Consider the following 25,055-nt stretch of genomic DNA (forward strand, 5'->3'; position numbering starts at 1 on the left):
TATTTGCGCCCAGATTATTTGGCCCACAGGAAGTGGGTAATAAGGACGTTGCCGCAGGACGTGGTGCTTTTAGTCTTTGATCTTATTGCTCGAAAATTTATCTTTGAATATCTGTGGCATCTGCAAGGCTTTAACTTTATTAAGTCAGGGTTTGCCCCTCCCACTAAAATTAGTTGCTCATATTGTATTAACCCACTTATAGAAGCGGAGGACTTCTACCGAATAAAGTTTAAAAAATGTAATCGATTACAATTATGATTGTAGGTACTCTGAAATTTTTTGTCAATATTTAAACTTTAACCTATATTTTAACAATTTTTTATATTTAATTTTTTATTTTCTTTGCTATAATTGGTTGTAACGGATTACAATACTTTAAATTGGGGAGGTTTTTTTATGAAGTTAGGGGTTTTTACAGTTCTATTCTCAGATAAAAGTCTTGACGATATGCTTGACCATGTCGCAGCAGAAGGTATTGAAGCAGTCGAATTAGGCACCGGTGGTTATCCTGGTAATGCCCACTGTAACGTTGATGAATTAGTAGATAATGAACAAAAACAAAAGGAATTCTTAGAAAAAATTTCTAGTAGAGGACTAATTATTAGCGCCTTAAGTTGTCACAGCAACCCTCTTCATCCTCAAAAACACATCGCAAACGAAGCAGATTCTCTTATTTTGAAAACGGTTAAATTAGCAAGTCAGCTTGGTGTCCCTGTTGTAAATACGTTTTCTGGCTGTCCAGGTGACCATGAACATGCAAAATATCCGAATTGGCCTGTCTCCCCATGGCCAAATGAGTACCAAGAAATTCTAAAATGGCAATGGGAAGAAAAAATCATTCCTTATTGGAAGGAAAAAGCAGCATTCGCAAAAGAGCATAATGTGAAGATTGGGCTCGAATTACATGGCGGATTTTCCGTCCATACACCTGCAACTCTCTTACGCTTAAGGGAAGCATGTGGTCCGGAAATCGGTGCAAACCTTGACCCAAGTCATATGTGGTGGCAAGGAATAGACCCTGTTGAATCTATAAAAATACTTGGACGTGAGAACGCAATCCATCATTTCCACGCTAAAGATACGATTATCGATCAACCAAATACAAACCGTAACGGGTTAACGGATATGACTCCTTATCATGAAATGCAGAACCGTTCCTGGTATTTCCGAACAGTTGGTTTCGGTCATGATACAAAGGTTTGGGCTGACATTATTAGCACTCTTCGTCTTTTTGGCTATGATTATGTCGTAAGCATTGAACATGAGGACGGATTAATGTCCATTGACGAAGGTTTTAAAAAAGCGATTCAAACCCTCAATCCGGTTATGGTAAAGGAGTCAATTGGAGAGATGTGGTGGACGTAAAAATGTAAAAAAGGAGAAGCTTAAAATAGCTTTTCCTTAATTTTTGTTCCTGCAAGGCTACCGGTGCCATATTTTCTTAAAGTTGTATGTAATTTTTATTTAATGTATTCCAATGGAATTGGGAACCTAGTTAATAGAAAAATAATCCAAATAAATGATAACCCCAATGCGATAAGTGGTCGTTTTTGATGAAGTCTTAGCATTGGAAACATAACGAGATTAAAAAGAATGGACCATTCCATCGTCCAACCATGATGATGATTGATTAAATGCAAATACTCCAAATTGATGTATTCCATAACTACATATATTAATACCCACAGTCCAATCCAAAAAAACTGTTTCCATTTCTGTTCAGGAAAGCGCCCTAAATAAATGAGAGTAGTAGCAGGATAAGAAACAAACATAATTAATAATGAAATAAATGTATGATTCGATAAGATGTTTTGAGCAAACAGCGTTTCCTGGTAGGTCCAGATCAAGTAATCATGGAACAAGAAATTTTTTAAAAGATCACCCATAATAAAGAATAGAATCGTTGGGTAATATTCTCGCCATCCTCTCCAATCCCCCCATTTGATTGCAGCCGAAAGAAGTAAGGCATTATATATTAGGTGCATCTAATACACTCCTGAGTTAGTTATACATTTATATTACCCAATATTTTACATAAAAATAAGACGAATCCTCAATTCGATTCGCCTCGTAGGGAGTCTTAATTCGTACCCTTCTCTATTTTAACAGTGAGATTTCTTTTAATCGATGGACTGTCTTTTCTAATGTTTCTTCGTTTTGAACAAGTCCAATTCGAACATAGCCTTCGCCACTTGGACCAAAAGCATTTCCTGGAGTGACTACAATTCCTGCTTCATTGATTAACTGATACGTAAAATCAGTGGAGGTAAACCCAGACGGTACCTTCGCCCAAATAAACATTGAGGCTTTTGGTGAATCAACTTGCCAACCTATTTCATCCAGGCCATTAATCAAAATATCGCGTCGTTTTTTATACGTTTGTCTAAGTTTTTCACTAAAACTTGACGTCTCACGTAAAGCAGCAATCGCAGCTTTTTGGATTGGTAAAAAAACACCATAATCAAGATTTGATTTAAGTCGGTTTACAGCTGCAATGATTTCCGGGTTACCGAGTATATATCCAATTCGACACCCCGCCATATTAAAGCTTTTCGAAAGCGAGTTGAATTCAACTCCGACTTCTTTCGCACCTTCTACTGATAAGAAGCTTATCGGTTTTTCTTCATAATATAGCTCCGAATAGGCAAAATCATGTAGGACAATAATCTGATGTTTTTTCGCGAATTCAATCACCTTCTTAAAAAAGAATTCCGAAGCAAGTGCGGGTACAGGGTTGCCAGGAAAGTTTAAGATCATCAATTTCGCCTTTTGGCAAACATCCTTAGGAATCGCATCCAAGTCAGGTAGGAATCCATTTTCTTCTTTAAGAGGCATTCCAATTGGAGTTGCTCCTGAAAGTGCGATACCAGCTGCATATGCCGTGTAGCCAGGGTCTGGAACAAGAACTACATCACCTGGGTTAGCAAAAACCATTGGAAAGTGGACAAGTCCATCTTGGGAACCCATAACCATTAAGACTTCATTATCCTTATGGACCGAAACATCAAAACTGTTTGAATAGTATGCTGAAATGGCTTCATATAACTCATCGGTTCCTGTTAATGAATATCCGTATAATGAAGGATCTTGTACATGACCAGTCAACGCTTCGATGACATACGGTGGTGGCGGCAAATCTGGGCTACCCACACTTAGGTCAATAATATCATGCCCCTCACTCAGTTTTTGTTTCTTATAGTTTGCTAGTTCGTTAAAAATCGATTCCCCAAATTCATTCATTTTCTGTGATAGTGTGATATCCAATGCTGTCACCTCATTTGATTGATTAGTATTATTATAGCAAGATTTTGAAAGTTAAGTTAGACTGTCATCAACTAATCAATAAATTCAAAGAATTTTTCTCATAAATGAATCTAATAATTATAAACATTGTTTTCAGAAAGATGTGATTGGTGTAACCATTTCGTAATATTCACTACCAAACATTTATTAATACAATTACAAAAAAACAAGCATTTGCTAATATATACAAATGCTTGTTTTACAATTTTATTAATTTATTAACCTCTTTTCTTTTCGCCAATACGGTTCTCTCATTTTCTTTTTATCTAGTTTTCCATATGATGTAAGTGGTAGTTCTGATACAAATTTGATTTCCTTGGGTTGTTTATATTTTGCCAAATATTTTTTACAATAAGAGATAAGTTCTTCCTTTATAGGCTGTTTATTAGAATCAGGCACCACCAATGCTATAATTTGTTCACCCCAGTCAAAATGAGGGACTCCAATAACAGCAACTTGTTTTATTCCAGGGAATTTTTGAATAATGTTTTCCACTTCCGTACTGTATACATTTAATCCGCCCGTAACAATCATATCATTCTTTCTATCTAGTAAATAAACATATCCATCTTCATCCATTTTCCCAATATCGCCTGTATGTAACCACCCGTTGACAATCGTTTCATTCGTCTTCTCAGGCATGTTATGGTATTTTTCCATAACATAAGGTGCTTTAACAACAATTTCCCCCTGCTCTCCTTTTGATACTTCTTTTCCATTCTCATCAAAAATTTTTACGTTGGCCATAAAAGAAGGAGTTCCACAACTACGTAATCGATGCACCTTATCCAAATCAAGGCTGTGATCTGATTTACGCAATCTTGTAATAAAATTCGGGCATTCGGATTGTCCATAGAATTGATAGAAAACAGGACCAAACTTCTTAAGTCCTTGTTTTAATCTCTCTTCCATGATAGGTGATGCAGCATATGCAATCGTTTTTATATCATTCGGCGATATTTTTATCTGATATTGATCAATGGCATCAAGCAGACGGTATATCATTGTAGGCACCATAAAAGTCACTATGTTTCCTTTTTGTTTAATAACATTTAATGCAAGCAAAGGATCAAATTTTTCAAATATTATGTGGGATGCCCCTTTTAATAAGCCACTTTCTAAAAATTTTCCAGCCCCATGAACTAGCGGGGTCATCAATAAAATTTCATCTTGTTCTACAAGCTCTAACTCAATGATTTCACAAAGCAAATTAAGCGCTATTTTCTCTTGAGTCTGTACAATTCCTTTGGGCACACCTGTTGTACCCCCAGTAAATTGAATAGATGCAATATTACTAGGTCCAACATCAATAACTGGTGCAGTTTCTGGCATATTTTGAATAAAACTTTTCATGCTGATGAAGCCATGAGGTATGGAATTAGATAATGCGATAATCACTTCTAAAAACGGTAATTTTTCACGAATGGCTGAAATAATCGAATTGCATTCCGGTCCACAAATTATAGCCTTGGCATTTGATTGTTCTAGCATATATAAAATTTCATTTTTATTTAACATATGATTTATTGGTATCTTAGTTGCGCCAATTTTCATAATAGCAACGTCAACTATAGCAAACTCTATGCAATTTGACATTAATAATGCAATTGGAGTTTCTAATTTAATTCCATTTTGAATAAATGCATGAGCAAGTTGATTACTTTGTTTATCTAATTCTTTGTAGGTTATTCTCTCATCGTTAAAATTGATTGCAGTTTTATCTCCGTATAATGGAAAAACTTTATTGTACATATCCTTTAAAACCAGACCTAAATTGCTCACTCATTAATCCTCCTCGACTGTATTTATAACACTATATTTTCAGGATTATTGATGAGAAACCAAGAAATTGAATAAACTATATTTCTATTTTAGGAACACCCTATTTGGATCAAAATATCTTATCATTTCTAATTCTTCTATTGTTGGAGGTTCGATTACCTTTAGTTCTGAACTTACTTGTAAATCCCAACCACACTTATTTTTGATTTTTTGAACAGATTGTTCTGTTGTTTCTCCTTTTTTATAAAAATAACTAGTTAGAATAAGTTCATTATTACTGTCATCTTTTTCAAAGACTCCTAAAGTTGAAACTACAGTTTTTATATTTCTTCCGGGACTTGTCACATATGGCACCTTTTCAATAAATCTGTGCTGCGATTGTTTTACTGTTACCACAAGTTCCTGTGAAGCGGAAGCTATATCATTCGCGCCTCCAGACCCTACCATAAATTCTCCATTTGCAGTGAAAGTTGAATTTATATTACCAAATTTATCGATTTGACCAGCGCCTATTGCTCCTAAACATGGGTTATTCGAGCCACCAACCATTATTCCTAATGTTGTAAGGACATCGGAGTACATTTTACATGTTGGTAGATTTCGATTACTAAATATAAATGGTTCTCCTGGCCTTGGAAGGTAACCAAACATTCCAATTTCCGCCATCAATTCAACGTCAAAATTTTCTTCCTTTAATACGCTCGTTGCAAGCCAAGATGCAAGATTAGCAAAGCCTACGCCTGCTAAAATAGTATTATAATTATTTTCACGCATCTTTTCACTGATTTTTCTAGCAGTAACAACAACCATCATTTCTTCATCTGTATATTCTGGTTTATTAACTCTACTATAAAAGTCAAGTGGTAAATCTTCTCTCCACGATTCTGCAAGACTTCCATGTTTTATTGCCCGTAATTTCTCTTTCCCTATTTTTTCTAGATATTGACTATGGTCTTTACATTCTAAAATCCATTCCTTTGTCCAATCATCAAATTCCATTTCATTCTTTGCTTTATTTCTGACGGTCACAATAAAATCATGATCCTCAACATATGAACTTGGCCCCTCAATACCAGGATTAAACACTCCATAAGGATGAGCTCCAAATGGAACCTCTGATACACTTTTAACTAAGTAGCCTGGAATTTTTACATGAGCTGCATGTTTACGAATAAAATCCGTTGAAACAATTTTTTCAACTGTAACAATTACTCCTTCCTTACTTGCCATTGCACCATACAAACCTTCCCCATATGGCGGTGAAAGTATGACATTACCATTCTCATCAGCCATTAACCCATGTACAACGACAATATCCGGTCTTAGCGCTTTTACTATCCCAACAGATTGGTTTTCATCAAAAGGGTTGGTTAACTCCTGGAAATCGTCGTTAGCAGACATACCACTATCTATTAACGAATTAGTTGGAACAAACGGTATACCCATCGCACCAGCAAATAATCTTTGATTTAAAGAAAGGAGTGACCAGTTTTCAATTTCTATCTGTCCGTTTTTATAAGCACGTTGAAAAATAGGATTTGGGCCTGCAGTCGGAAAATTATCCCCACAAAATGAGGCAATTATTTTTTTAACTAACCCCCGACTAACGAGTGCTGCTTGATTAGCTACTAATCCTGCAGTTACGATTGAAAATTTTGGGTCTTTCCCTTCAAACTGTCTTACAATTTCATTTATCGCTGCATTTGGTCTACCATAGCTATAACCAATATCAATCATCATCCTGGGTTTTACATAATTTGCAATAGCTTCTGATAATGGCATGACTTTACTTTTACCTTCATTTAGAGGCAAATCAAACTTAATTTCATCCTGATTTATCATTTGCCTTACCTCCTTAGTCTAATTTGAATACTTTTACTGCTACATCTCTTAGCAGAGCTTTTAATGATTCTTCTCTATAGTTTTTTTCGTATATTTGTTCTAGACTTTCCTTATGTTTTAATACTGGGAAGTCTGTTCCAAACATCACTTTTCCTCTACCCCTACTATTAATAAAGTGATTCAGTGATTCAGACCAATATTTTGGAGCATGAGCTGTGGTGGCAATATATAGATTTGGATGCTTCCAAGCAAGAGCGATTAATTCCTCTACCCATGGCCATCCAGTATGTGCGGCGACAATCCGTAATTCCGGAAAATATAATGCAACTTCGTCTAGATGAATAGGTCTTGCCATTTCACTTGGCATACGTTCTGCTGAATGACCTGTTTGAATCATCACAGGGATATCTAACTCTACGCATTTTGCGTAAAATGGATATAAGTCTTTATGATTGAGGGGAATACCGAAACCATTAGCATGTAAATGAGCACCCTTAAACCCATATTCCTTTACTGCCATTTCAAGCTCTCTAACTCCGTCCATCTTTAAAAGTGGGTTAATACCTGCTAATCCGACAAATCGATCTGGCTGCATTTGTACCAAATCATATATCTTTTTATTGTCAAAATCCCATAACATTTGTTTTGTTTGGAAGGATTGCATTCTAAAAGCAGGTATTAGGACCTTTTCAATTCCAGCTTCATCAAGGATTGAGATAAAATCATTAACCTTGTGCCCCTTCACTTTTTCATGCATTCCCCACCAGTTAACAATCTGAAACAGCTCTTCTGTTTCGATATACATCTTATGCAATGCTTCTGGGGTAAAAACATTCGTCCAACAATCAATAATTCCATATTCTTTCTCCACTATTCCACTCCCCTTCTACTTCTACTATCGGTAACCCAAACGATTTGAGATATTACTCGCTTCTTCCTTTAACACATCCACTAATGAGTGTAATTTCTCTTTTATAAATCTTTGTTCTGGAATTGAGAATGCTAGTGAGCCAATAATATAGTCTGATGAAAAAATGGGTACTGCGATTCCATAAATTCCTTCGATTTTCCCACCATAACTTAATGCAAAGCCTTCTTCTCTAATCGTTAGTAACTTTTCATCTAACTCTGTACGTGTAAGCGTTTGACCATTTGAAAAACGTGGTAAACCATGTTTTTTAATTACTTCTTCTATTTCATTCTTTTTTAGGAATGCCATAATTGCTTGACCTGCTGCACTGACATGCATGACTGAATTTGATCCTATTTCCAAGATGTAACGTAACGGATGTTCGCAATCTTCACGTCCTATATATGTGATTTCCGTTCCATTTCGCACACTAAGGTAGACGGTTTCATTACATCTTTTGACAAGTCTCTTCATGTTTTCAGTAGACTCAGTCAATAAGTCAAAACTCTCAAAAGCAACTTGCCCCAATTCATAGATACGTAAACTTAATTTGTATTTTCCAGTATGGTTGCTTCGAGTTAAAAAACCACATATTTGAAGAGTTTGAAGAATCCGATGAACGGTACTCTTACCTATTTCAAGCTCTTTTTCTAATTCTCTAACGCCCCATTCAGGATTTTCTTTTGTGAAACAATTCATTATTCGAATTGCGCGTTCTACTGTTTGGACTAACTCTACATTTTCACGATTCATAAGAGGCTTTTCCCTTCTATCACGCTTGTTTTTCATTAAACAACTGATAATCGTTTATCGCTTTTTCACGAAGCTTATATTTTTGAATTTTCCCAGAGCCTGTCATGGGAAGCTCACCTTCACCAAAAAACTTAACATATCTAGGAACTTTTTGGCTTGATAGGTTCTTTTTAACAAATTCAATCATGCTTTCTTCACTTAAAGATACACCTTGTTTCAAACGAATCCATGCCATTGGCACCTCGCCTAAACGATGATCTGGAACTCCAATAACATGTACTTCTTGAACATCGGGATGTGTTTGAATAAAGTTTTCAATTTCAGCTGGATAAATATTAAAACCTCCGACGGTAAACATCTCCTTAAGTCTTCCTACAAATCTAAGATAGCCATCGGTACCCATTATGCCGATATCACCAGTCTTAAACCAACCATCCTCCGTGATGGTCTCTTCCGTTTTATCAGGCATTCTCCAATATCCTTTTCCAACGCAAGATCCTGGAAGCACATCATGTAGCCAAATTTCACCAGGTTTATTTTTTATTGTTGCTTTGCTCTCTATATCAACAACTTTCACTTGAGCAGACGGGAGTGGTTTACCAACTGTCTCGAGTCTTTTATCCATTTCATCTTCCGAAGAAGTAACTGTTGCTATTCCACCACACTCGCTAAGGCCATACGCCTGCATAATATTCTTTACACCCATCTTATGGATAATGTCGTTCATAAGCTCGGGAGATAGAGGCGCACCTGCCACATGACCAGTAGTTAAGGTGCTTACATCCCTAACTCTAAAATCTCGATGCTCAAGTAGCATAATAAACATACTTGGTGACCCAGGGATATACGTTACACCTTCTTGTTCAATTAGCCTTAACGAGTTTTCCGCATTAAAATACTCAGTTAATATAACCTTTGCCCCTCTGAGCATCGCTAGCGGCCCAACATATAGTCCTCCAAAGTTCGTAAATAATGGTACCTGGCCAAGTATGACTGTCTGCTCCGAAACATTAGCAATTGTCGTCCAGTGATATACAGTTGCTAAGTTTGTTCGGTGCATGGACATGCCACCTTTAGGGAATCCAGTTGTTCCAGAGGTATACATGATGTTCATAACATCAAAAGGACTAATATCTTTTGCAATACGATTTACTTCACGAATACAATTCTCATTTGTTGATACAACTTCAGAAAAGTCGTATCTTCCAATTAATTCTTTTCCGTCCAAACCAATAATCGTTTTTAAATTTGGTAGCTTCTCAGAATGAAAGTCTTCTTTTTCCTTTGAGTCAATTTCTGGACAAATATTTTTCATAATTTCTAAAGCATCGATTTTTCCTAAAAAAATATCCTTCATAAATAGAACCTTTGCTTCAGATTGCTTAAGGGCATATTCTACTTCCATTGTGCGGTAGTAAGTGTATAAGGGTAGAAGAATGCCTCCTATTTTATAAATGGCAAATTGTATTTGCATCCATTCTGGACAATTCGGCATCCAAATGGCTACAACGTCACCTTTTTTTACCCCTAACTCCAAAAGGCCACCTGCAATTTGATTTACTTTTTCATAAAACTTGCCGTATGTAATTCTTTCATCATTAAAAACAATGTATTCATTATTCGGGAATCTTGTACAAGTTTCTTCCAAAACCTGTACCCATGTCTTTTGTGTATTTATATACCAATCTGGGTAATAACTATTTTTCACTTAGGTTACCTCCTTACACTTTTGATAAAGTTGAGGATTGGTTATAGAATGAGGGGGTAGACATTTACCAACTCACATATTTTGAACGGTCCACCCCCATTTGAACTTAATTAGTTCGCACTTACTGCATCCTGGAATTCCTTTATTAGATCTTCACCGACAATACTCTTGTATTCCTCATATACCGGTTCCATGACTTTTCTAAATTCATTAATTTGTTCTTGATTTAGTTCTGTAATCTCCATTGTTTTTGATAGTTCGTCTAAGGATGTTTGATCGGCTTCCTGTTGCATTTTTCTATGTTCTCGTGCGGCTTCTTGAGCTGCTTCATTTAAAATAGATTGTGTTTCGGAATCTAAACTCTCCCACAATTCCTTGTTAATCAGCATACCAATTACATCCGCCGAATAATTCCAAATAGATAGATATTTTTGAACCTCATCGTAACCAGAAGCTTCTATTAAACTTATTGGATTTTCTTGACCATCAACTGCTCCTTGCTGCAATGCAACAAATAACTCTCCAAAAGACATTGTCGTTGGATTCGCTCCTAGTTCGTTAAAAATGGATGTATACATGCTTATACCGGGTACCCGAATTTTTAATTTCTCTAGGTCCTCAGGCTTTTCAATTGGTTGATTTTTAGTAGTTATTTGTCTAAAACCACTACTGCTGTACCCGTCTAAAGGGACAACACCTTTAGAACTAAGGTCTTCCCATACTTGCTTACCCGGACCATCCATAATTTTTTCCATATCTTCAAATGAAGACGCAATCCATGGCATTGAAAATCCTATAAATCGTTCATCAATAGAGCTAAGGATAATACTTGAATGCCAAGTTATATCTATTGAACCATTTTGTAATAATTCCAGTTCAGTGATTTGGTTACCTCCAGCTAATTGACCATTAGGATAGACTGTAACCTTTATTTTTCCATCACTTTTTTCTTCTACTAATTCTGCAAATTTATAAGCCCCTTTTGTCCAAGGTGAAGTTTCCCCAACTGACATACTAAACTTAAGTTCTCTAACTTGTTGTTGTTCTTCTTTAGCTGTTTCATTTGTTGCTTCATTACTTGTATTTGAGTTAGAAGTGGAACAAGCGAATAATAGTATAAATATTGTTATAACAGTGATAAATTTAAGAAAATTTTTCATGTTTTATCCCCCTTATTTTTTTAATATTGTTATAACCTATCTAATACCTTTGTTCCTTCTATCATGGCTGTAAAACCAGCTGACAAGGCTGATAATGACATGGCTTCAAATACTTCTTCTTTTGTTGCTCCATGATTTAATGCACCTTTGGCATGAGATTCAATACTGCTTTCAAATCTAATTCCTGTAGAAACAGCAACAAGGATAAGCTCCTTATATTTTCTTGGAATTGTAGATTCTCGCTCGAGTATATGACCTATGTAACTTACTAATTTTTCATGCATTTCTTCATCATATTCTTTTACAACCTCACGCCAATTTCGAATCTCATTTTGTTTCTCCATCTAAATACCCTCCATTTATTTATAATTTTTATTTAGTAATCAAGTTATCAATCTATCGCATATCAAGTAGTTGAGGCAGCCATAAACTAATTTCTGGAATATAGGTAACTAAAAGCAATGCAAAAAGTGATACTAAAAGAAATGGTATTATCCCAATAGAGATTTCCTTTAGAGGTAGACCTGTCAATCCGCTCGCAACATATAAATCAATTCCAACAGGAGGTGTTATTAAACCAATCGCTAAGTTCATTGTCATCAAAATTCCAAAATGTACGGGATCTATCCCCATACTTAACAAAATAGGCATAAAAATTGGTAAAAAAATATAATATGCAGAAATTGCATCAACGAACATACCGGCGATTAGAAGAATAATAGTTATCATTAATAACATCGTAAATTTCTCCGGCGCGATACTCATTAGTGCATTTGCTACTTCTAAAGCAATTCCTTCAATCGTGATCAGCCAACCGAATGAAGCTGCAGATGCAACTATAAACATAATCATAGCGGTTGTCTTTGCTGAATCTAGGAGGATTCGTGGTAAATCCTTAATCTTAAATTCTTTATAAACAAATAGTCCTACAATTAATCCATAAAAAACGGCAACTACTGCAGATTCGGTAGGGGTAAATACTCCCGAATAAATACCACCTAATATAATAATTGGTGCTATTAAACCCCAAATAGCATCCTTAAAAGCTTTCCATACTTCGTTTAAACTTGCCCGTGGTAAAGTTGGAATTTTTTCTCTTTTTGCTATAAAGTAACTCATAATAGATAAAGATAATCCCATTAATAATCCTGGTACTATTCCAGCTATAAATAACTCGCCAATTGATACCTGTGCAACAACTCCGTAAACAATATAGCCGATACTTGGAGGTATAATAATCCCTATTCCTCCTGCTGTTGCCAACAAACCAGCTGACATCTTCTTTTTATAACCCGCCTTAACCATCGCAGGGATTATAATGGTACCTACTGCAGCCATTGTTGCTGGCCCAGAACCAGAGATGGCAGCAAAGAAACATGCAGCTACAACCGCTACAATTGCTAATCCCCCTGTTAAATGGCCAGTTAAAGTTTGAGCTAGATTAATAAGTCTCCTCGAGATTCCTGCCCTTTCTAAAATGAGACCAGCCAGAAAGAAAAAAGGAATAGCTAATAAAGAAAATTTCGTAAGAGATGATGATAATGTTGCCGGTAAAGATTGTATTGGTAAATCAAATAAAAACATAGTGATAACAGTGGATAAACCCAAAGCTACCGCAATTGGCATGTTCATGAGAAGGAATAGAAAAAACAATCCAAACAACGCAAGTGTGATTGTACTCATTTTCTTTCCTCCTCTTTCAATAGATCATGAATGGACTTGATATATCCTTCCCAAAAACGATAGATACATAGAAACGATCCTAACGGAATAGCTAAACCCATTATCCATGCAGGCATTCCCATAGCTGGAGTTTTTTGATTAAATTGGTATTGTTGAATTACCATATCTATTCCATACCATACCAATGCTATAAAAAAGATAGATGTTAAGCACCCAACAATTATTATTAGTACAATTGAAAATCGCTTTGGCAGTATATCATTGAGTAAGGCAAACCCAAGATGCCCTTTTTCCCTAGCCAAAAGGGCAGCACCTATAAATATGATAAAAGGAAATAGATTTGTTGTAAGTTCTTCAGTAAAAGAGAAAGATGAATGAAAAATATATCTTGCCAAAACATTGCCAAATGTTAATAAACACAAGATAGACATTAACAATACTAGAATCCATTCTTCGAGCTTAACAATTATCCGCAATAACTTTCCTCCTTTATCACATAGTTAGCTCTAAACTTTTTTAAAGGTATGTTAATTAATATAAAGACTATTTAACTCCCTTTTTTAGCATTATCTTAGCTGCGGCAGATGCATCCATTCCCTTTTTAACCCCGATTTTTTCAGCAGTTTCATTTACCGTTGATATGATTCCTTCTAGATAAGTACTTTCTGCATTTCCGACCTCTGCTGAATTAACCGAAACCGTTGCAACAGGAATACCGTATTTATCAAGGATAGGCAACCCAGCAATTCCTGAATCTCCCTTAGGTAGACCTACATCATTTGTAATAATTCCATATAAGTTCACCTTTAAATCCAAGACATATTTTGCCATTGATTCGCCTGCATGGGAACCCATACAAATAACTGTATTGTTTATATTCTCATCACCATATTTTATCGTATCTATCCCGATTACTTTTCCATGTTCCGAATCTAAAAGTATCTTCTGCAATTTCTTTATTGGGGGTGAAGTATAAACCCATTCCAACATGATCATTGCTGCTTCTTTAGTAGTCATACCTAATTTTATTCCTTTGTCTTTGGCAGGTTTATTAACGGCTGTAATTATTCCTTCATGATATAAACTTTCACCATTACCAATTTGTGCGAATTCTCCACCGCAAGCAGCACCAGGAATACCCAATTCTTCGAGAAGTTTTAAACCTGAAATACCGCCATCTCTTAAACCAATTCCCGCATCATGTCCAATTAATCCTCTTGGACGAACCCATGAAACCAATTCAACCGCACATGAAGCACTATGTGAACCACATATTAATACATCAGTTACATCGTTTCTTTCATCAATGTAGCCCATTGAATCCATATAAATGATTTTTCCTCGATTAGATTGATAAACAACATGTTGAGGCCACTTTGTCAATATAATCACCCTTCATACAATGTATTTAGATAAACTCCTAAACTTATCGAACCCCTTCAAGCATTAACATTGCTGCTTCTTTGGCAGTCATCCCCACTTCTACACCACATTGCTTAGCTGTTTCGTTACGAGCAGAAATAATTCCATCTTCATAGGTACTCCTTCCACTTCCTATTTCTGCACTCATTGAATCAACTGCCGCTCCAGCGATTCCTTTACTATCCAAAATAGGAAGACCTGCAATACCTGAGTTATCTTTTGCCATACCACCGTCATTACATATAACTCCTCGCGGAGAAAATCTTGACGAGTATGCTGCCGAGGTAACCCCACTGTGTGAGCCAGCACATACAACATCATAATGATTACTATCATTCGTAAAAGTAACTGTTTCCATCGCAACAATCTTTCCTCTTTCACTTTCAAACATAACTTCTTGATATTTCGGTATTTCTTCAATAACCTTTTTATACTTCAATAAAATGTGAGCTGCCTCTTTTACCGTCATTCCAGGATATACTCCCATTTCTTTAGCAAGATCATTTACAACTGAAATGACTCCATCTTCATACATACTTTGGCCATCGCCAAGTCTCGCTGACATAGTTTCAACAGCAGCTCCAGGAATACCCTTTCCTTCCAAGAGCAATAGTCCATTTATTCCTGCATTATTCTTTCCAATTCCGGCATCATGGCATATTACTGCCTTTGGTACTACTCTCAGTGGAAATCGAACGGAAATAATCCCTGCAAAAGAAGCACCTATCATCACATCTCCATTATTGTTTCTTTCATCCGTCCATGTGATAGAATCCATAACGATAATTCTACCTTCCTCGGAAGCATGAACGATTTTTTGAACCTTTTGAACCTCTTCTCCCCATTTAGACATATAAATCCTCCTCTATTTATCTGCTAAGTTTGGCAGCCAGGTTGTAATTTCTGGGAACATAAAAAGTATTGTAATGACGATGAGGTCAAGTACCATAAACAACCCTAAGCCTTTAAATATCCTTACTATTGATACATCCTTTGCACTTCCAGCAACAACAAAGGCATTAACACCTAAAGGTGGTGTAATCAATCCTAATTCAATCATCTTTACTGCAAGAATACCGAACCATATACCATCAAAACCCAAGTGGGTTACTACCGGATAAACTAATGGAATTGTAATCAATAAAATGGACATACCATCTAGGAACATACCGAGCGGTATAAAAATAACCAAAAGGAGGGCCACTGTAATAACAGGTGATACACCTAACCCTGTTATCCATTCAGCAAATCTAGTTGGAACAAGGGAAACTGTAAAAAAATAGGTTAGTAAACTAGCACCTACTAAAATAGCAAAAACCATACATGTGGTTTTAGCCGTTTCTAAAAGAGAGTCGACTAGTTTTTCACTTAATTCTTTCCTTTGTTTCCGATATTGTAAGATAAGCATAATAAGAGCTACCAAAGCACCGATTGCCGCAGATTCGGTTGCTGTAAAAATACCACTATAAATTCCTCCCATAACAATCACAAACAATATTCCAATTTTCAAAACTCCCCAATAGCTTTGGTTCTTAAGTTGGCTGGGAGATAGACCTTGTAACGAACTGCCTTGCGGTGCCTCCACCATACTAGGCCTAAATCGAGCAATTATAACTATGGCAATCATAAAAATAGCTGCTGTTAAAAGTCCAGGAATAATACCTGCTAATAGTAGTTTGCCAATTGATTCATTTGTAATTGTTCCATAAATTATTAATACTAGACTAGGAGGAATAAGAATTCCCAATGTACCGGCAGCACCAACAATTCCTGTGGCAAACGTTGCATTATACCCATGCTTTCTCATTTCCCCTATTGTCAGTTTGCCAACTGTTGCCGCAGTAGCTACACTTGATCCGGATACAGCTGCAAAACCAGCACAAGCTGCGACAGTAGCTATCCCAAGGCTTCCTGGCAATTTACGTAAAAATCGATGAGCAAAATTAAAAACATCCTCTGCAATTCGTCCATGTTGAGCTAAGAGTCCCATGAAGAGAAATAAGGGGATCACAATTAGTGTATATTTTGCTGTTGATTGAAATGGTATATTCGCTAATGCTCCGGCGGCAACATCCCAATCCTTTAATAAAACAATACCTACCAAACCACTTGCCAACAATGCAAAAGCAATGGGAATATCAAAAAATAAAAGCACAAATAAAAGAATAATTACTAATGCAACGATAAATCCAGAAGTCATTTTGCTGATATCCCCCCTTCTTTAGTAGAGTCAGACTTATCACGCTTTATATCTGTAAAAATGTTCTTAATCGTATCAATAAGTTCATATAAGACTATGAAAAAAAAGAGGGTAAACCCAAATACAATAAAGAATTTTGATGGCCATAGAGGTATGGACAAAAGCCCGGTACGAAATTCACCTGAAGTAAAAGAAGATATAAATCCTTGACCTGTTGTATATATTAGTAGGACGGCAACAAAACAAAGTACCGTCAATCCAATAATACGCATTAAAGCACTAAATCGATTCCTCGGCAAAAACCCAAGTACTTCCATCTTCACATGTGCTTTTGTTTGTTGAGTATACGCCATTCCTAGAAAAACAATCGCTACGAGTAATACATCACTAATTTCAACTACTCCTCTAAGTGATTTATTAGTTAAACTGCGACTTATCACATCGAATGTAGTACTTAACATTAAAATACCTATCAGTATTGCTGATAAGATAGCACTCCATTTTGATATCTTTTCAATTCCTTTTCTCAATCATTTCACCTACTTTACTAGACTGAAAAAGGATTGCATCATTTATTGTAATCTTTCATTTTATGAATAAACCCAAAATGAATACAATCCTTATCCTTAACTGAAAAAATATTACTCAGTTGACCATCTCTCAGCACCTGATGTATAAGTAGAGCTTTCTTGATATTTATTAATTAATTCTGTATATTGATCAAAGAAATCCTTTGCCGGAAGCCCTTTCTCCTCGTTCTCTTTAATCCATTGGTTAATAATTTTATCGCCAATAGCATCCTTCCATTTCTGTACCTCATCTTCTGGTAATACTTTTATAGTTCCCCCAGCATCAACAATTTGTTTAGCACTACTCTCTTGCCACTCATTTAAAGATTCCAAGGATTTTTCCTGTGCTTCTAACGCTACTTCCGAAATAATTTGCTGAATATCTGAAGGCATTTTATCCCAAACTTCTTTTCTTATACTCATCGTTGCAGTGATATAACTTCCCAATCCAGTATCTACAATATGCGGAGCAACCTCTTGAAACTTAAGAGTGCTATATGCTTCTAATGTCATACCGGAAACTGCTTCTATGGTTTTACGATTTAAAGCCTCATATACCTCTGCGGCATCGATGGCAATTGGATTTGCACCTACAGCTTCTAATGCTTGATTTACATATCCTAACCCACGCACCATTTTCCCATCGAACCACTCAATACTATCGACTGGATCTTGTGTACCAATCACATTAGTTCCAAATGGGAAGAAATTTAACACATGTACACCTTGGTTCTCCCACTCAGTTTTATACGTTTCATTATTTTGATACAGATCATAGAAGGTTTTTAGAGTTACTTCCGGATTCGCATTAATAAATGGTACGGCAACTACATTCGTTAATGGCAACTCTGAAGGGAAAGCTGCAGGATTAACATAAGCCATATCTGCTCTTCCATCTTTTAAACCCGCTAAAGTATCAGGTCCTCCAAGTAATGAGCCTGCCCAAAAAGGCTCAATTTTTACTCTTGCTTCTGTTCGTTTTTCAACCTCTTCAATAAACCAAACTACTACTGGATTTGGTGGTGAATTTTCACCTAGGTAACTTGAGAATGTTAGTTCAAACGTTTCAGCCTTTCCATTTTCATTATTCTCTGTGTCACCTGTTTGTGATCCTGTTTCCTTTTCGGCACTGCATGCAGCAAGAAGTATAGAGACAAAAAAAACAACAACAAGAAATAAATTTCTTTGATACTTCAACCTTTTCATAACGTCCCCTCTTTCGATTTTTTATTGTTTTTGTATTTAACTAGAATTCTGCATAAGTTGTATGTTCATCAAAATAATCAAAAACTCTTTGACCTACACTTTCTTTTCTACCCAATTTCATTTCTTCAGTTATATGACCAACTAGACCAACCGCACGAGCGGCAACCATAATTGGTTTTACTACACGCCAATCGATATCCATATCTGACAAAACAGCACCAACAGCTCCTGCTGCATTTAACGTAATTTGCTTTCCTTTATCTTCACATAACAATTTATGTACTTCTTCTAATAGTTGAATGTGTGCACCTCGAAATCCATACTCTTCTGCAAGAGAAAATAACTTTACTGTTCGGGGATCAACGGGTCTATGAATTGGATGACCAAAACCAGGTATTTGTAAGCGCTTACTAGACATCTCTAAAAATAATTTACTAGCAATCTCTTTAATATCTGGTGTAACCACCTTATATTTCGAATAAGCCTCTTGTAACATTTTGGCCGTAGACTCCATAGCACCGAGATATACAGTTCCTGCACCTAAAAGACCTGCTGCAACAGCTGCCTGAGTTGCTTCGGGTGCTCCTAGATAAGTCAATCGAGTAGCTATTGAACTTGGAGTAAAACCATGTTCTGAAATAGAGACCATGACTGCATTCAACATAATCGATTCATTTTCCGATGGCTTACGATTTTTTACCCCTAAAAAAATCATATCAGCGAGGTTGATTTTTCCAACTAACTCTTCCGTTAAGTCATAACCATAGACTGTAATTTTATCTTTTGTGGAAATGGCTGTTCTAGTTTCAAACTCCATTTTCATCCCCCTTATTATTGTAAATACACATAATTCGGGATTACGCAATCATTTTTAAGTGTCCCGATATCTGAACGTGTGTCCCGATTTATTTATAGGTAATTTATCACGAATTATTTAATTTGTCAAATTATTCTAAGTTTTCCTAATATAATTATGAACTTTTGCAATAAAATATATTTGTAAGGATAGGAATTAGTGAAAATTCTTTTTCCGATGATACAAAAGGTTCATTCATTCAGCTATCAAAAAATTATGCCCGGATTTATTATTTTATAGAGGATTCTGTATAGTTTTGTTTTGTTTAATTAAAAAGAAATTTTTAAATTGGATTCTAAAAATGAGTTAGTGGATAAAATGACAGTGGCAAATTATATTAGAAGGTCCACCTCAATTAGTGTTTTGAGGCGGACCTTCTTTAGTCATCATGATGTTTCTTGCTTATGCAATTCCGTTATATAATCTATGCATCTTTTGGCTGCCAAACGTGGAGCAGTTAATATTGGAATATTACAATTGACTTGGTCTGCTACGTGCTCCATGCTAAATTGTGTTAAAACGACAGCATCTACTTCTTTACTAATTTCAGTAATCATTTCTATTACTCTTTCGTCATGTTCTTTTTTCATGCCCTGATTTAAATAGAAGATTAGGCCATCTTCAACCAATGGTACTACGGATACATTTGGGTTCTTTTTCTTTAAATAATTCATCAATACGATTGATGTTTCATGAACAGTCGATAAGAGGCCGATGCGCTCATATGCAAGAGCGCTATCTAACACTGCTTCATCGGAACGAAAGATTCGTGTTTGATAAAGTGGTTTTAAGATTTCTACTAAATCATTAAATGCTGAACAAGTAAGTAGGATCACATCAACCTCAGAATCCACAGCGGAGTCAATGAGTCGAATAAAGCGCTTCATAATTTTCGGGGAGAGATATCCCTCATCCTTTAGCATGGGCAGCAAACTAGAATCCAGATAATGAAAGACCTCTATTTCAGGAGATTCTTTATGAAACGCACTCTCAATTGGTTCGAGTGATACCTTTGTTGCCGAGATTAGACCAACTTTCATAAACATATCCTCCTTATATGATATGACTCAAGAACAACAATTAAGGTAGCAGCGTACATACGCTAGTCTAAAATATCCAAAACGAAAACATAGACGAATGCTAATATGGTAATTGATAAGAAATACTTACCGTTCCAGTGATACGCTACTCTTACACCATTTGTTTTAACACATCTACTAATAATGACATTCAATACATTCAAAGGACTTAATGAAGCTGAAAGCATCCAAGTAAAGATGCACATAAATGCAGATACAAACAGACCAATGTTAACATCTGGAGATATTAATAACGTTAATATGATGGGAATGACCACTATTTGGTGAATTCCCATAATAGACATTAATGTTACAAAGCAAATAACTAAGAAAAACAGGAGCATAATCGAAATCTCAGAAGACCATAGTATTATACTTTTTAGTACACCATCTAATTTTGTACTAAGTAGTGCATTTCCCAGTAATCCTGCACTCAGAAATAAAGCTATTTCAAAATTAGAATTTGTCGTAAGTTGCTTTTTAAAAAGGATCACTTCTGTTTTTATTTCAGACCATTTTCTTCGCAGAATCGTGTAAATAATAGGTAAAAGTATACAAATAACTGTAACTAGTAAAGTCATTGGCTTATTTGTTATTTCTTCTAAAAGGATAAGAATACAAACTAGTAAAAAAACGTAGATAATTAGCAGATAAAACGGGCTAAATCCTTGATTCTTCTTCCTTTCAATTTTTAAAGCGGTCGTTCTTTTTCTTATTGGTCCCACTAACAAAAAGGCAACTATAACTTGTAATAGCACAAAGATAATCCCAACTGGAAAATACTCAAGATAGGTGAGACCAGTATAATATAAAATAATCCCGAGAGACGCGAAAAATGGTGACCAAATAAAAGTTGGTGATATTCCACCGAAATAGGCATTTGATAGCAGTTTTTGTTTTACATGTAGGTCCGTTACAAATTCGTTTACCATACGGATTGAACCTACATTTAGGATTGGAGAAAGAATAAGCATGAAACTAGTGACACTATAGTATAGCTTTCGACTATCATCTTTAAGTCTATTCAACCCAGAAACAACAAACTTAGTAACTCCTTCTAGTTTTAATGGAATTGATAATAAAGGAGCAAGCAACACAATAGCTAAGATTGCCATATTTTGTGAGATTCCATTGAAAAGTCCTAAACCGGTATATCCATAATAAAAATGAATCAAAAAACCGAGAGTAAATAATGTTCCTGTAAATACTTTCCCTCTCTTGTCTAAATTAAAAAACGCAATAAAAAAAACAATAATACAACTAATCATAAAACCCTGATTAATAATAGAGATTTTGAAAATATTTGAAAGTATGTACAATAAGCACATGGATATTACCATACAAAAGTGAAACATATAACCCCAGCTTTCTATTGAAAGGTAAGGAAATCATCATATTCTTATATATAGAAAGAATACTATTGTTCTAAAAGCTCAATAATAGTTGATATCCCCTGTCCACCACCAATACATAATGTAACCAATCCATATTTTTCTCCGCGTTTTTCCATTTCGTGTAACAGTTTAGTCATTAAAATAGCACCAGTTGCTCCAATAGGATGACCTAATGCAATTGCACCCCCGTTTACATTTACCTTGTTTAAATCCATATTGGTTTCCTTTATAACGGATAATGCTTGTGCTGCAAAGGCTTCATTAAGTTCTATTAATCCAATATCCTCTATCTTCAATCTACTATTTTTTAATGCTTTAAATGTTGAGGTAACTGGACCAATCCCCATAATTTCTGGTGATACACCACTAACGGCATGTGAAATAATCTTTGCTTTTGGCTTTAAGTCATATTCCTTTAATTTTTGTTCATTCATTAACATTAATGCTGCAGCACCATCATTCCGACCACTAGAATTTCCTGCTGTTACCGTACCATTTTCTTTAAAGACCGGTCGTAATCTTGCAAGTTTTTCTACAGAGCTAAGGAATGGATGTTCATCTTCTTTAAAAGATATTATCTCCTTTTTATTCCTAATTTCAATTGGAACTATTTCGTTATCAAAACGGCCAGACTCAATCGCATTATTTGCTAATTCCTGACTTCTATGGGCGAATTGATCCTGTTCATTACGAGTAATATGATATTTTTCCGCAAGATTCTCAGCTGTTAGTCCCATCGTAAGTTCGCCATACTTTTCACGAGGCTGTGAGGAGGGTTGGCTTTCTGTGTTGGGATCTAACAATAGTCCATTTCCTGCTCTGTAACCGAACCGAGCATCTCTTATGTAATAAGGGGCAGTACTCATACTTTCTGCACCTCCTGCAATGATAACATCCGAAACCCCAAGCTTAATTTGCATATCCGCATTATTAATGGCTTGCAAGCCAGACCCACATTGTCGGTGTACTGTATACCCAGCAACTTCCACTGGTAGATCAGCGCGTAATGCTGCCAACCTAGCTAAATTTGATGTGTCAGCACTTTGTTTGGCCTGCCCTAAAATAACTTCATCAACTTCAATAGCAGGATTAGTTCTCAATAAGATTTCTCGAATCACTTTTTCAGCCAATAAATCAACGGTTACATCCTTTAATGTTCCACCCATTTTCCCAACAGCGGTTCGAACAGAATCCACAATATATGTTTCTTTCACTTCATTCACCACATTTCTAATTTATTTACTACTTTTTTTAGTTATATAAAAGGTCCCATTTGCTTTTGCAACTGTGTCTCCTTCATCATCAAATATTGTACATTCAGAATATACGATCCTATTACCAAACTGTAATATAGTTGGTTTTGCGGTTAATTTTTCACCCTCACCTTTTTTAATGTAAGTCATTTTCATTTCGAGTGTAAAAACAGCCTTATCTGGAGGTAGTTGCTTACGAATCGCAAACCCGATGGCAGTGTCTGCTAATGAATATAATGCTCCACCGTGAGCAACCCCAGATGTATTATCATTTTGAGGACCAAGTTCCATGATCATGCCATCTTCTCTTTCTGATATTCCTAACCATTTACCTATATAGTGCATATATGGAAACTTTTCTTTTTCCCTCTTTAATACATTTTCCAGATGTACAAGTTTACTAGGAGATAAATCATGAAGCATTTCTTCGATTCTTCCTATTGTTTGTATTCGTTCTTCATCTGTACTACATATTAGATTCTTTTCCACTGTTCCACCTCTACCTGCATATTCGTATAATTCATATAGAAATGTCCTTGTATAAACTACAAGGACTTTTTTTAAACTAAAGAATTTTCTCCATTGAACCTCTGATTTTAAAAATTACACCTTCTACAAATTTTTGAGAAAGACCAACATAATTTATAGGATTTAGGATTTTATCGATATCATCAATCGTGAATACACTCTTGATAACTTCATCATCCTTTAAAGCATTAGAAAACAACTTGCCCTCCTCAAATGTTTTCATGGATATTCTATAAACAATATCATGTGCTTCTTGCCTACCAACTTTTTCAGCAAGTTTCATCATGACAGCTTCAGCCATGATCAATTGATTGGACTTGTTTAGATTATCAGCCATCACGTCTTCATTTACCTTAAGTCCTAAAAGAATCCCTTTAATATGATGTAGTAATCCTGATGATAATTGGAACATCTCTGAAATTGTTTCCCATTCAGCCGTCCATGGTCCCATATCACGTTCGTGTTCCTGTACCATATATTCGATTCCAAAGGCAGCTCTTTGTCTCAGTAACAAGCTATTACCCAAGACAAACTCACTTGCCATAGGGTTTCTTTTTTGAGGCATTGTGCTACTACCCACTTTTCCAAATTCAAAGGGTTCTTCTAGCTCATTGATTTCTGTCTTTTGTAAATTAATGATTTCTTTTGCAATCTTTCCAATCGTAGCTCCTACCATCCCTAGTATTACCGTAATATCTGCTATCCGGTCTCGCGCAACATGCCATGAAATCGTTGGGGTTAGTAGGTCTAATTTTTTCATTACCGCATCGAGAACTTCTTGTCCTTGATTACCCATAGACGCTAAAGTTCCAACTGCACCCGTTAGATTGCCTGCAAATATACGACTCTTCATTTGAGTAATTCTCTCTAAATGTCTATTTATTTCATCGGCCCAAACAGCCACTTTATAACCAAATGTAATAGGTAGAGCATGCTGACCATGAGTCCTGCCAGGCATAATCGTATTTTTATATTTCTCTGCTAAATCACATAAAATGGATTCGATGCTTTTCAATTCTTTTTCAACAATATTCATTGCTTCCTTAATTTGTAATATGAGTCCTGTATCAATGATATCTTGAGTGGTTGCACCCCAATGAATATATTCACCACTATCTCCTTGGCAAAGTGCCTTATATTCTCTAATAAACGGGAGTAAAGGATGCCAAGTTGTATCGACACCTTTTTTTATATTTTCAAGATTAAAGTATTTTACATTCCCTTTATCTTTAATTTCAATTGCTGCATTTCTAGGAATAATCCCTAATTCTGCCTGTGTTAGAGCAAGGGCAACTTCAACATCAATCCATTTTTGTACCATTGTTTCTTCAGAAAATACGTTCCGCATTTCATTAGTAGATACTATATCCTGAAATATTACTGAGCTTAGAATATGATTCCTCATCT

At 35.7% G+C, this 25,055-nt stretch carries 23 protein-coding genes; 1 reads left to right on the top strand and 22 read right to left on the bottom strand.

Going from position 1 to position 25,055, the window contains the following annotated elements:
• Nucleotides 1-396: 396 nt before the first annotated feature.
• Nucleotides 397-1,365: a sugar phosphate isomerase/epimerase family protein gene (locus AC6CHV_RS17935; RefSeq protein WP_121445115.1), complete on the top strand. Its 969-nt coding sequence runs from the start codon at nt 397-399 to the stop codon at nt 1,363-1,365.
• A gap of 95 nt (nt 1,366-1,460) precedes the next feature.
• On the opposite strand, the gene AC6CHV_RS17940 is transcribed toward AC6CHV_RS17935, so the two are convergent.
• The 22 genes from AC6CHV_RS17940 to purB all read right to left on the bottom strand — a co-directional run bounded on the left by AC6CHV_RS17940 (nt 1,461) and on the right by purB (nt 25,053).
• Nucleotides 1,461-1,985, bottom strand: coding sequence for a CBO0543 family protein (locus tag AC6CHV_RS17940; protein ID WP_498079356.1), 525 nt, complete (start codon nt 1,983-1,985; stop codon nt 1,461-1,463).
• 112 nt (nt 1,986-2,097) lie between these two features.
• The gene (locus AC6CHV_RS17945; protein WP_498079357.1) at nt 2,098-3,264 is read right to left on the bottom strand and encodes an LL-diaminopimelate aminotransferase; all 1,167 of its coding nucleotides are present in this window, start codon (nt 3,262-3,264) and stop codon (nt 2,098-2,100) included.
• A 249-nt stretch (nt 3,265-3,513) separates the two neighbouring features.
• Nucleotides 3,514-5,085, bottom strand: a complete 1,572-nt coding sequence (locus AC6CHV_RS17950; RefSeq protein ID WP_498079358.1) for an AMP-binding protein — start codon at nt 5,083-5,085, stop codon at nt 3,514-3,516.
• A gap of 84 nt (nt 5,086-5,169) precedes the next feature.
• Nucleotides 5,170-6,927, bottom strand: coding sequence for a CoA-transferase (locus AC6CHV_RS17955; protein ID WP_498079359.1), 1,758 nt, complete (start codon nt 6,925-6,927; stop codon nt 5,170-5,172).
• 13 nt (nt 6,928-6,940) lie between these two features.
• Nucleotides 6,941-7,798: an amidohydrolase family protein gene (locus tag AC6CHV_RS17960; protein WP_498079360.1), complete on the bottom strand. Its 858-nt coding sequence runs from the start codon at nt 7,796-7,798 to the stop codon at nt 6,941-6,943.
• A gap of 24 nt (nt 7,799-7,822) precedes the next feature.
• A complete protein-coding gene (locus tag AC6CHV_RS17965; protein WP_498079361.1) occupies nt 7,823-8,590 on the bottom strand; it encodes an IclR family transcriptional regulator domain-containing protein in 768 nt (255 codons plus the stop codon).
• Nucleotides 8,591-8,609: 19 nt separating this feature from the next.
• Complete coding sequence (locus tag AC6CHV_RS17970; protein WP_498079362.1) at nt 8,610-10,298, bottom strand: AMP-binding protein; 1,689 nt, start codon at nt 10,296-10,298, stop codon at nt 8,610-8,612.
• Between the two features lie 110 nt (nt 10,299-10,408).
• Nucleotides 10,409-11,458 (bottom strand): DctP family TRAP transporter solute-binding subunit, encoded by a 1,050-nt coding sequence (locus tag AC6CHV_RS17975; protein ID WP_498079363.1) that lies wholly within the window; start codon nt 11,456-11,458, stop codon nt 10,409-10,411.
• A gap of 29 nt (nt 11,459-11,487) precedes the next feature.
• The gene (locus tag AC6CHV_RS17980) at nt 11,488-11,802 is read right to left on the bottom strand and encodes a carboxymuconolactone decarboxylase family protein (RefSeq protein ID WP_412898399.1); all 315 of its coding nucleotides are present in this window, start codon (nt 11,800-11,802) and stop codon (nt 11,488-11,490) included.
• Between the two features lie 52 nt (nt 11,803-11,854).
• Nucleotides 11,855-13,141, bottom strand: coding sequence for a TRAP transporter large permease subunit (locus AC6CHV_RS17985; RefSeq protein ID WP_498079364.1), 1,287 nt, complete (start codon nt 13,139-13,141; stop codon nt 11,855-11,857).
• Complete coding sequence (locus AC6CHV_RS17990; protein ID WP_498079365.1) at nt 13,138-13,617, bottom strand: TRAP transporter small permease subunit; 480 nt, start codon at nt 13,615-13,617, stop codon at nt 13,138-13,140. Before AC6CHV_RS17990 ends, AC6CHV_RS17985 begins: the two co-directional genes overlap by 4 nt.
• Nucleotides 13,618-13,684: 67 nt before the next feature.
• Nucleotides 13,685-14,524, bottom strand: coding sequence for a hypothetical protein (locus AC6CHV_RS17995; RefSeq protein WP_498079366.1), 840 nt, complete (start codon nt 14,522-14,524; stop codon nt 13,685-13,687).
• A gap of 43 nt (nt 14,525-14,567) precedes the next feature.
• A complete protein-coding gene (locus AC6CHV_RS18000; RefSeq protein ID WP_498079367.1) occupies nt 14,568-15,416 on the bottom strand; it encodes a hypothetical protein in 849 nt (282 codons plus the stop codon).
• Nucleotides 15,417-15,428: 12 nt separating this feature from the next.
• On the bottom strand, nt 15,429-16,763 hold the full coding sequence (locus AC6CHV_RS18005) for a TRAP transporter large permease subunit (RefSeq protein WP_498079368.1): 1,335 nt from the start codon (nt 16,761-16,763) through the stop codon (nt 15,429-15,431).
• Complete coding sequence (locus tag AC6CHV_RS18010; RefSeq protein WP_498079369.1) at nt 16,760-17,293, bottom strand: TRAP transporter small permease subunit; 534 nt, start codon at nt 17,291-17,293, stop codon at nt 16,760-16,762. The genes AC6CHV_RS18005 and AC6CHV_RS18010 overlap by 4 nt, the downstream gene beginning before the upstream one ends.
• A gap of 111 nt (nt 17,294-17,404) precedes the next feature.
• Nucleotides 17,405-18,538 (bottom strand): TRAP transporter substrate-binding protein DctP, encoded by a 1,134-nt coding sequence (locus tag AC6CHV_RS18015; protein ID WP_498079370.1) that lies wholly within the window; start codon nt 18,536-18,538, stop codon nt 17,405-17,407.
• 40 nt (nt 18,539-18,578) lie between these two features.
• Nucleotides 18,579-19,355: a citryl-CoA lyase gene (locus tag AC6CHV_RS18020; RefSeq protein ID WP_498079371.1), complete on the bottom strand. Its 777-nt coding sequence runs from the start codon at nt 19,353-19,355 to the stop codon at nt 18,579-18,581.
• A gap of 425 nt (nt 19,356-19,780) precedes the next feature.
• A complete protein-coding gene (locus tag AC6CHV_RS18025; protein WP_498079372.1) occupies nt 19,781-20,434 on the bottom strand; it encodes a hypothetical protein in 654 nt (217 codons plus the stop codon).
• Between the two features lie 62 nt (nt 20,435-20,496).
• A complete protein-coding gene (locus AC6CHV_RS18030) occupies nt 20,497-21,741 on the bottom strand; it encodes a hypothetical protein (protein ID WP_498079373.1) in 1,245 nt (414 codons plus the stop codon).
• Between the two features lie 149 nt (nt 21,742-21,890).
• Nucleotides 21,891-23,081, bottom strand: coding sequence for an acetyl-CoA C-acyltransferase (locus tag AC6CHV_RS18035; RefSeq protein WP_498079374.1), 1,191 nt, complete (start codon nt 23,079-23,081; stop codon nt 21,891-21,893).
• 21 nt (nt 23,082-23,102) lie between these two features.
• Entirely contained in the window at nt 23,103-23,609 is a 507-nt protein-coding gene (locus AC6CHV_RS18040) for a hotdog fold thioesterase (protein ID WP_498079375.1), read from the bottom strand.
• Nucleotides 23,610-23,685: 76 nt separating this feature from the next.
• Complete coding sequence (purB, locus tag AC6CHV_RS18045; protein ID WP_498079376.1) at nt 23,686-25,053, bottom strand: adenylosuccinate lyase; 1,368 nt, start codon at nt 25,051-25,053, stop codon at nt 23,686-23,688.
• Between the last annotated feature and the right edge of the window lie 2 nt (nt 25,054-25,055).

It is taken from the genome of Ferdinandcohnia sp. GQ5, assembly GCF_059759275.1.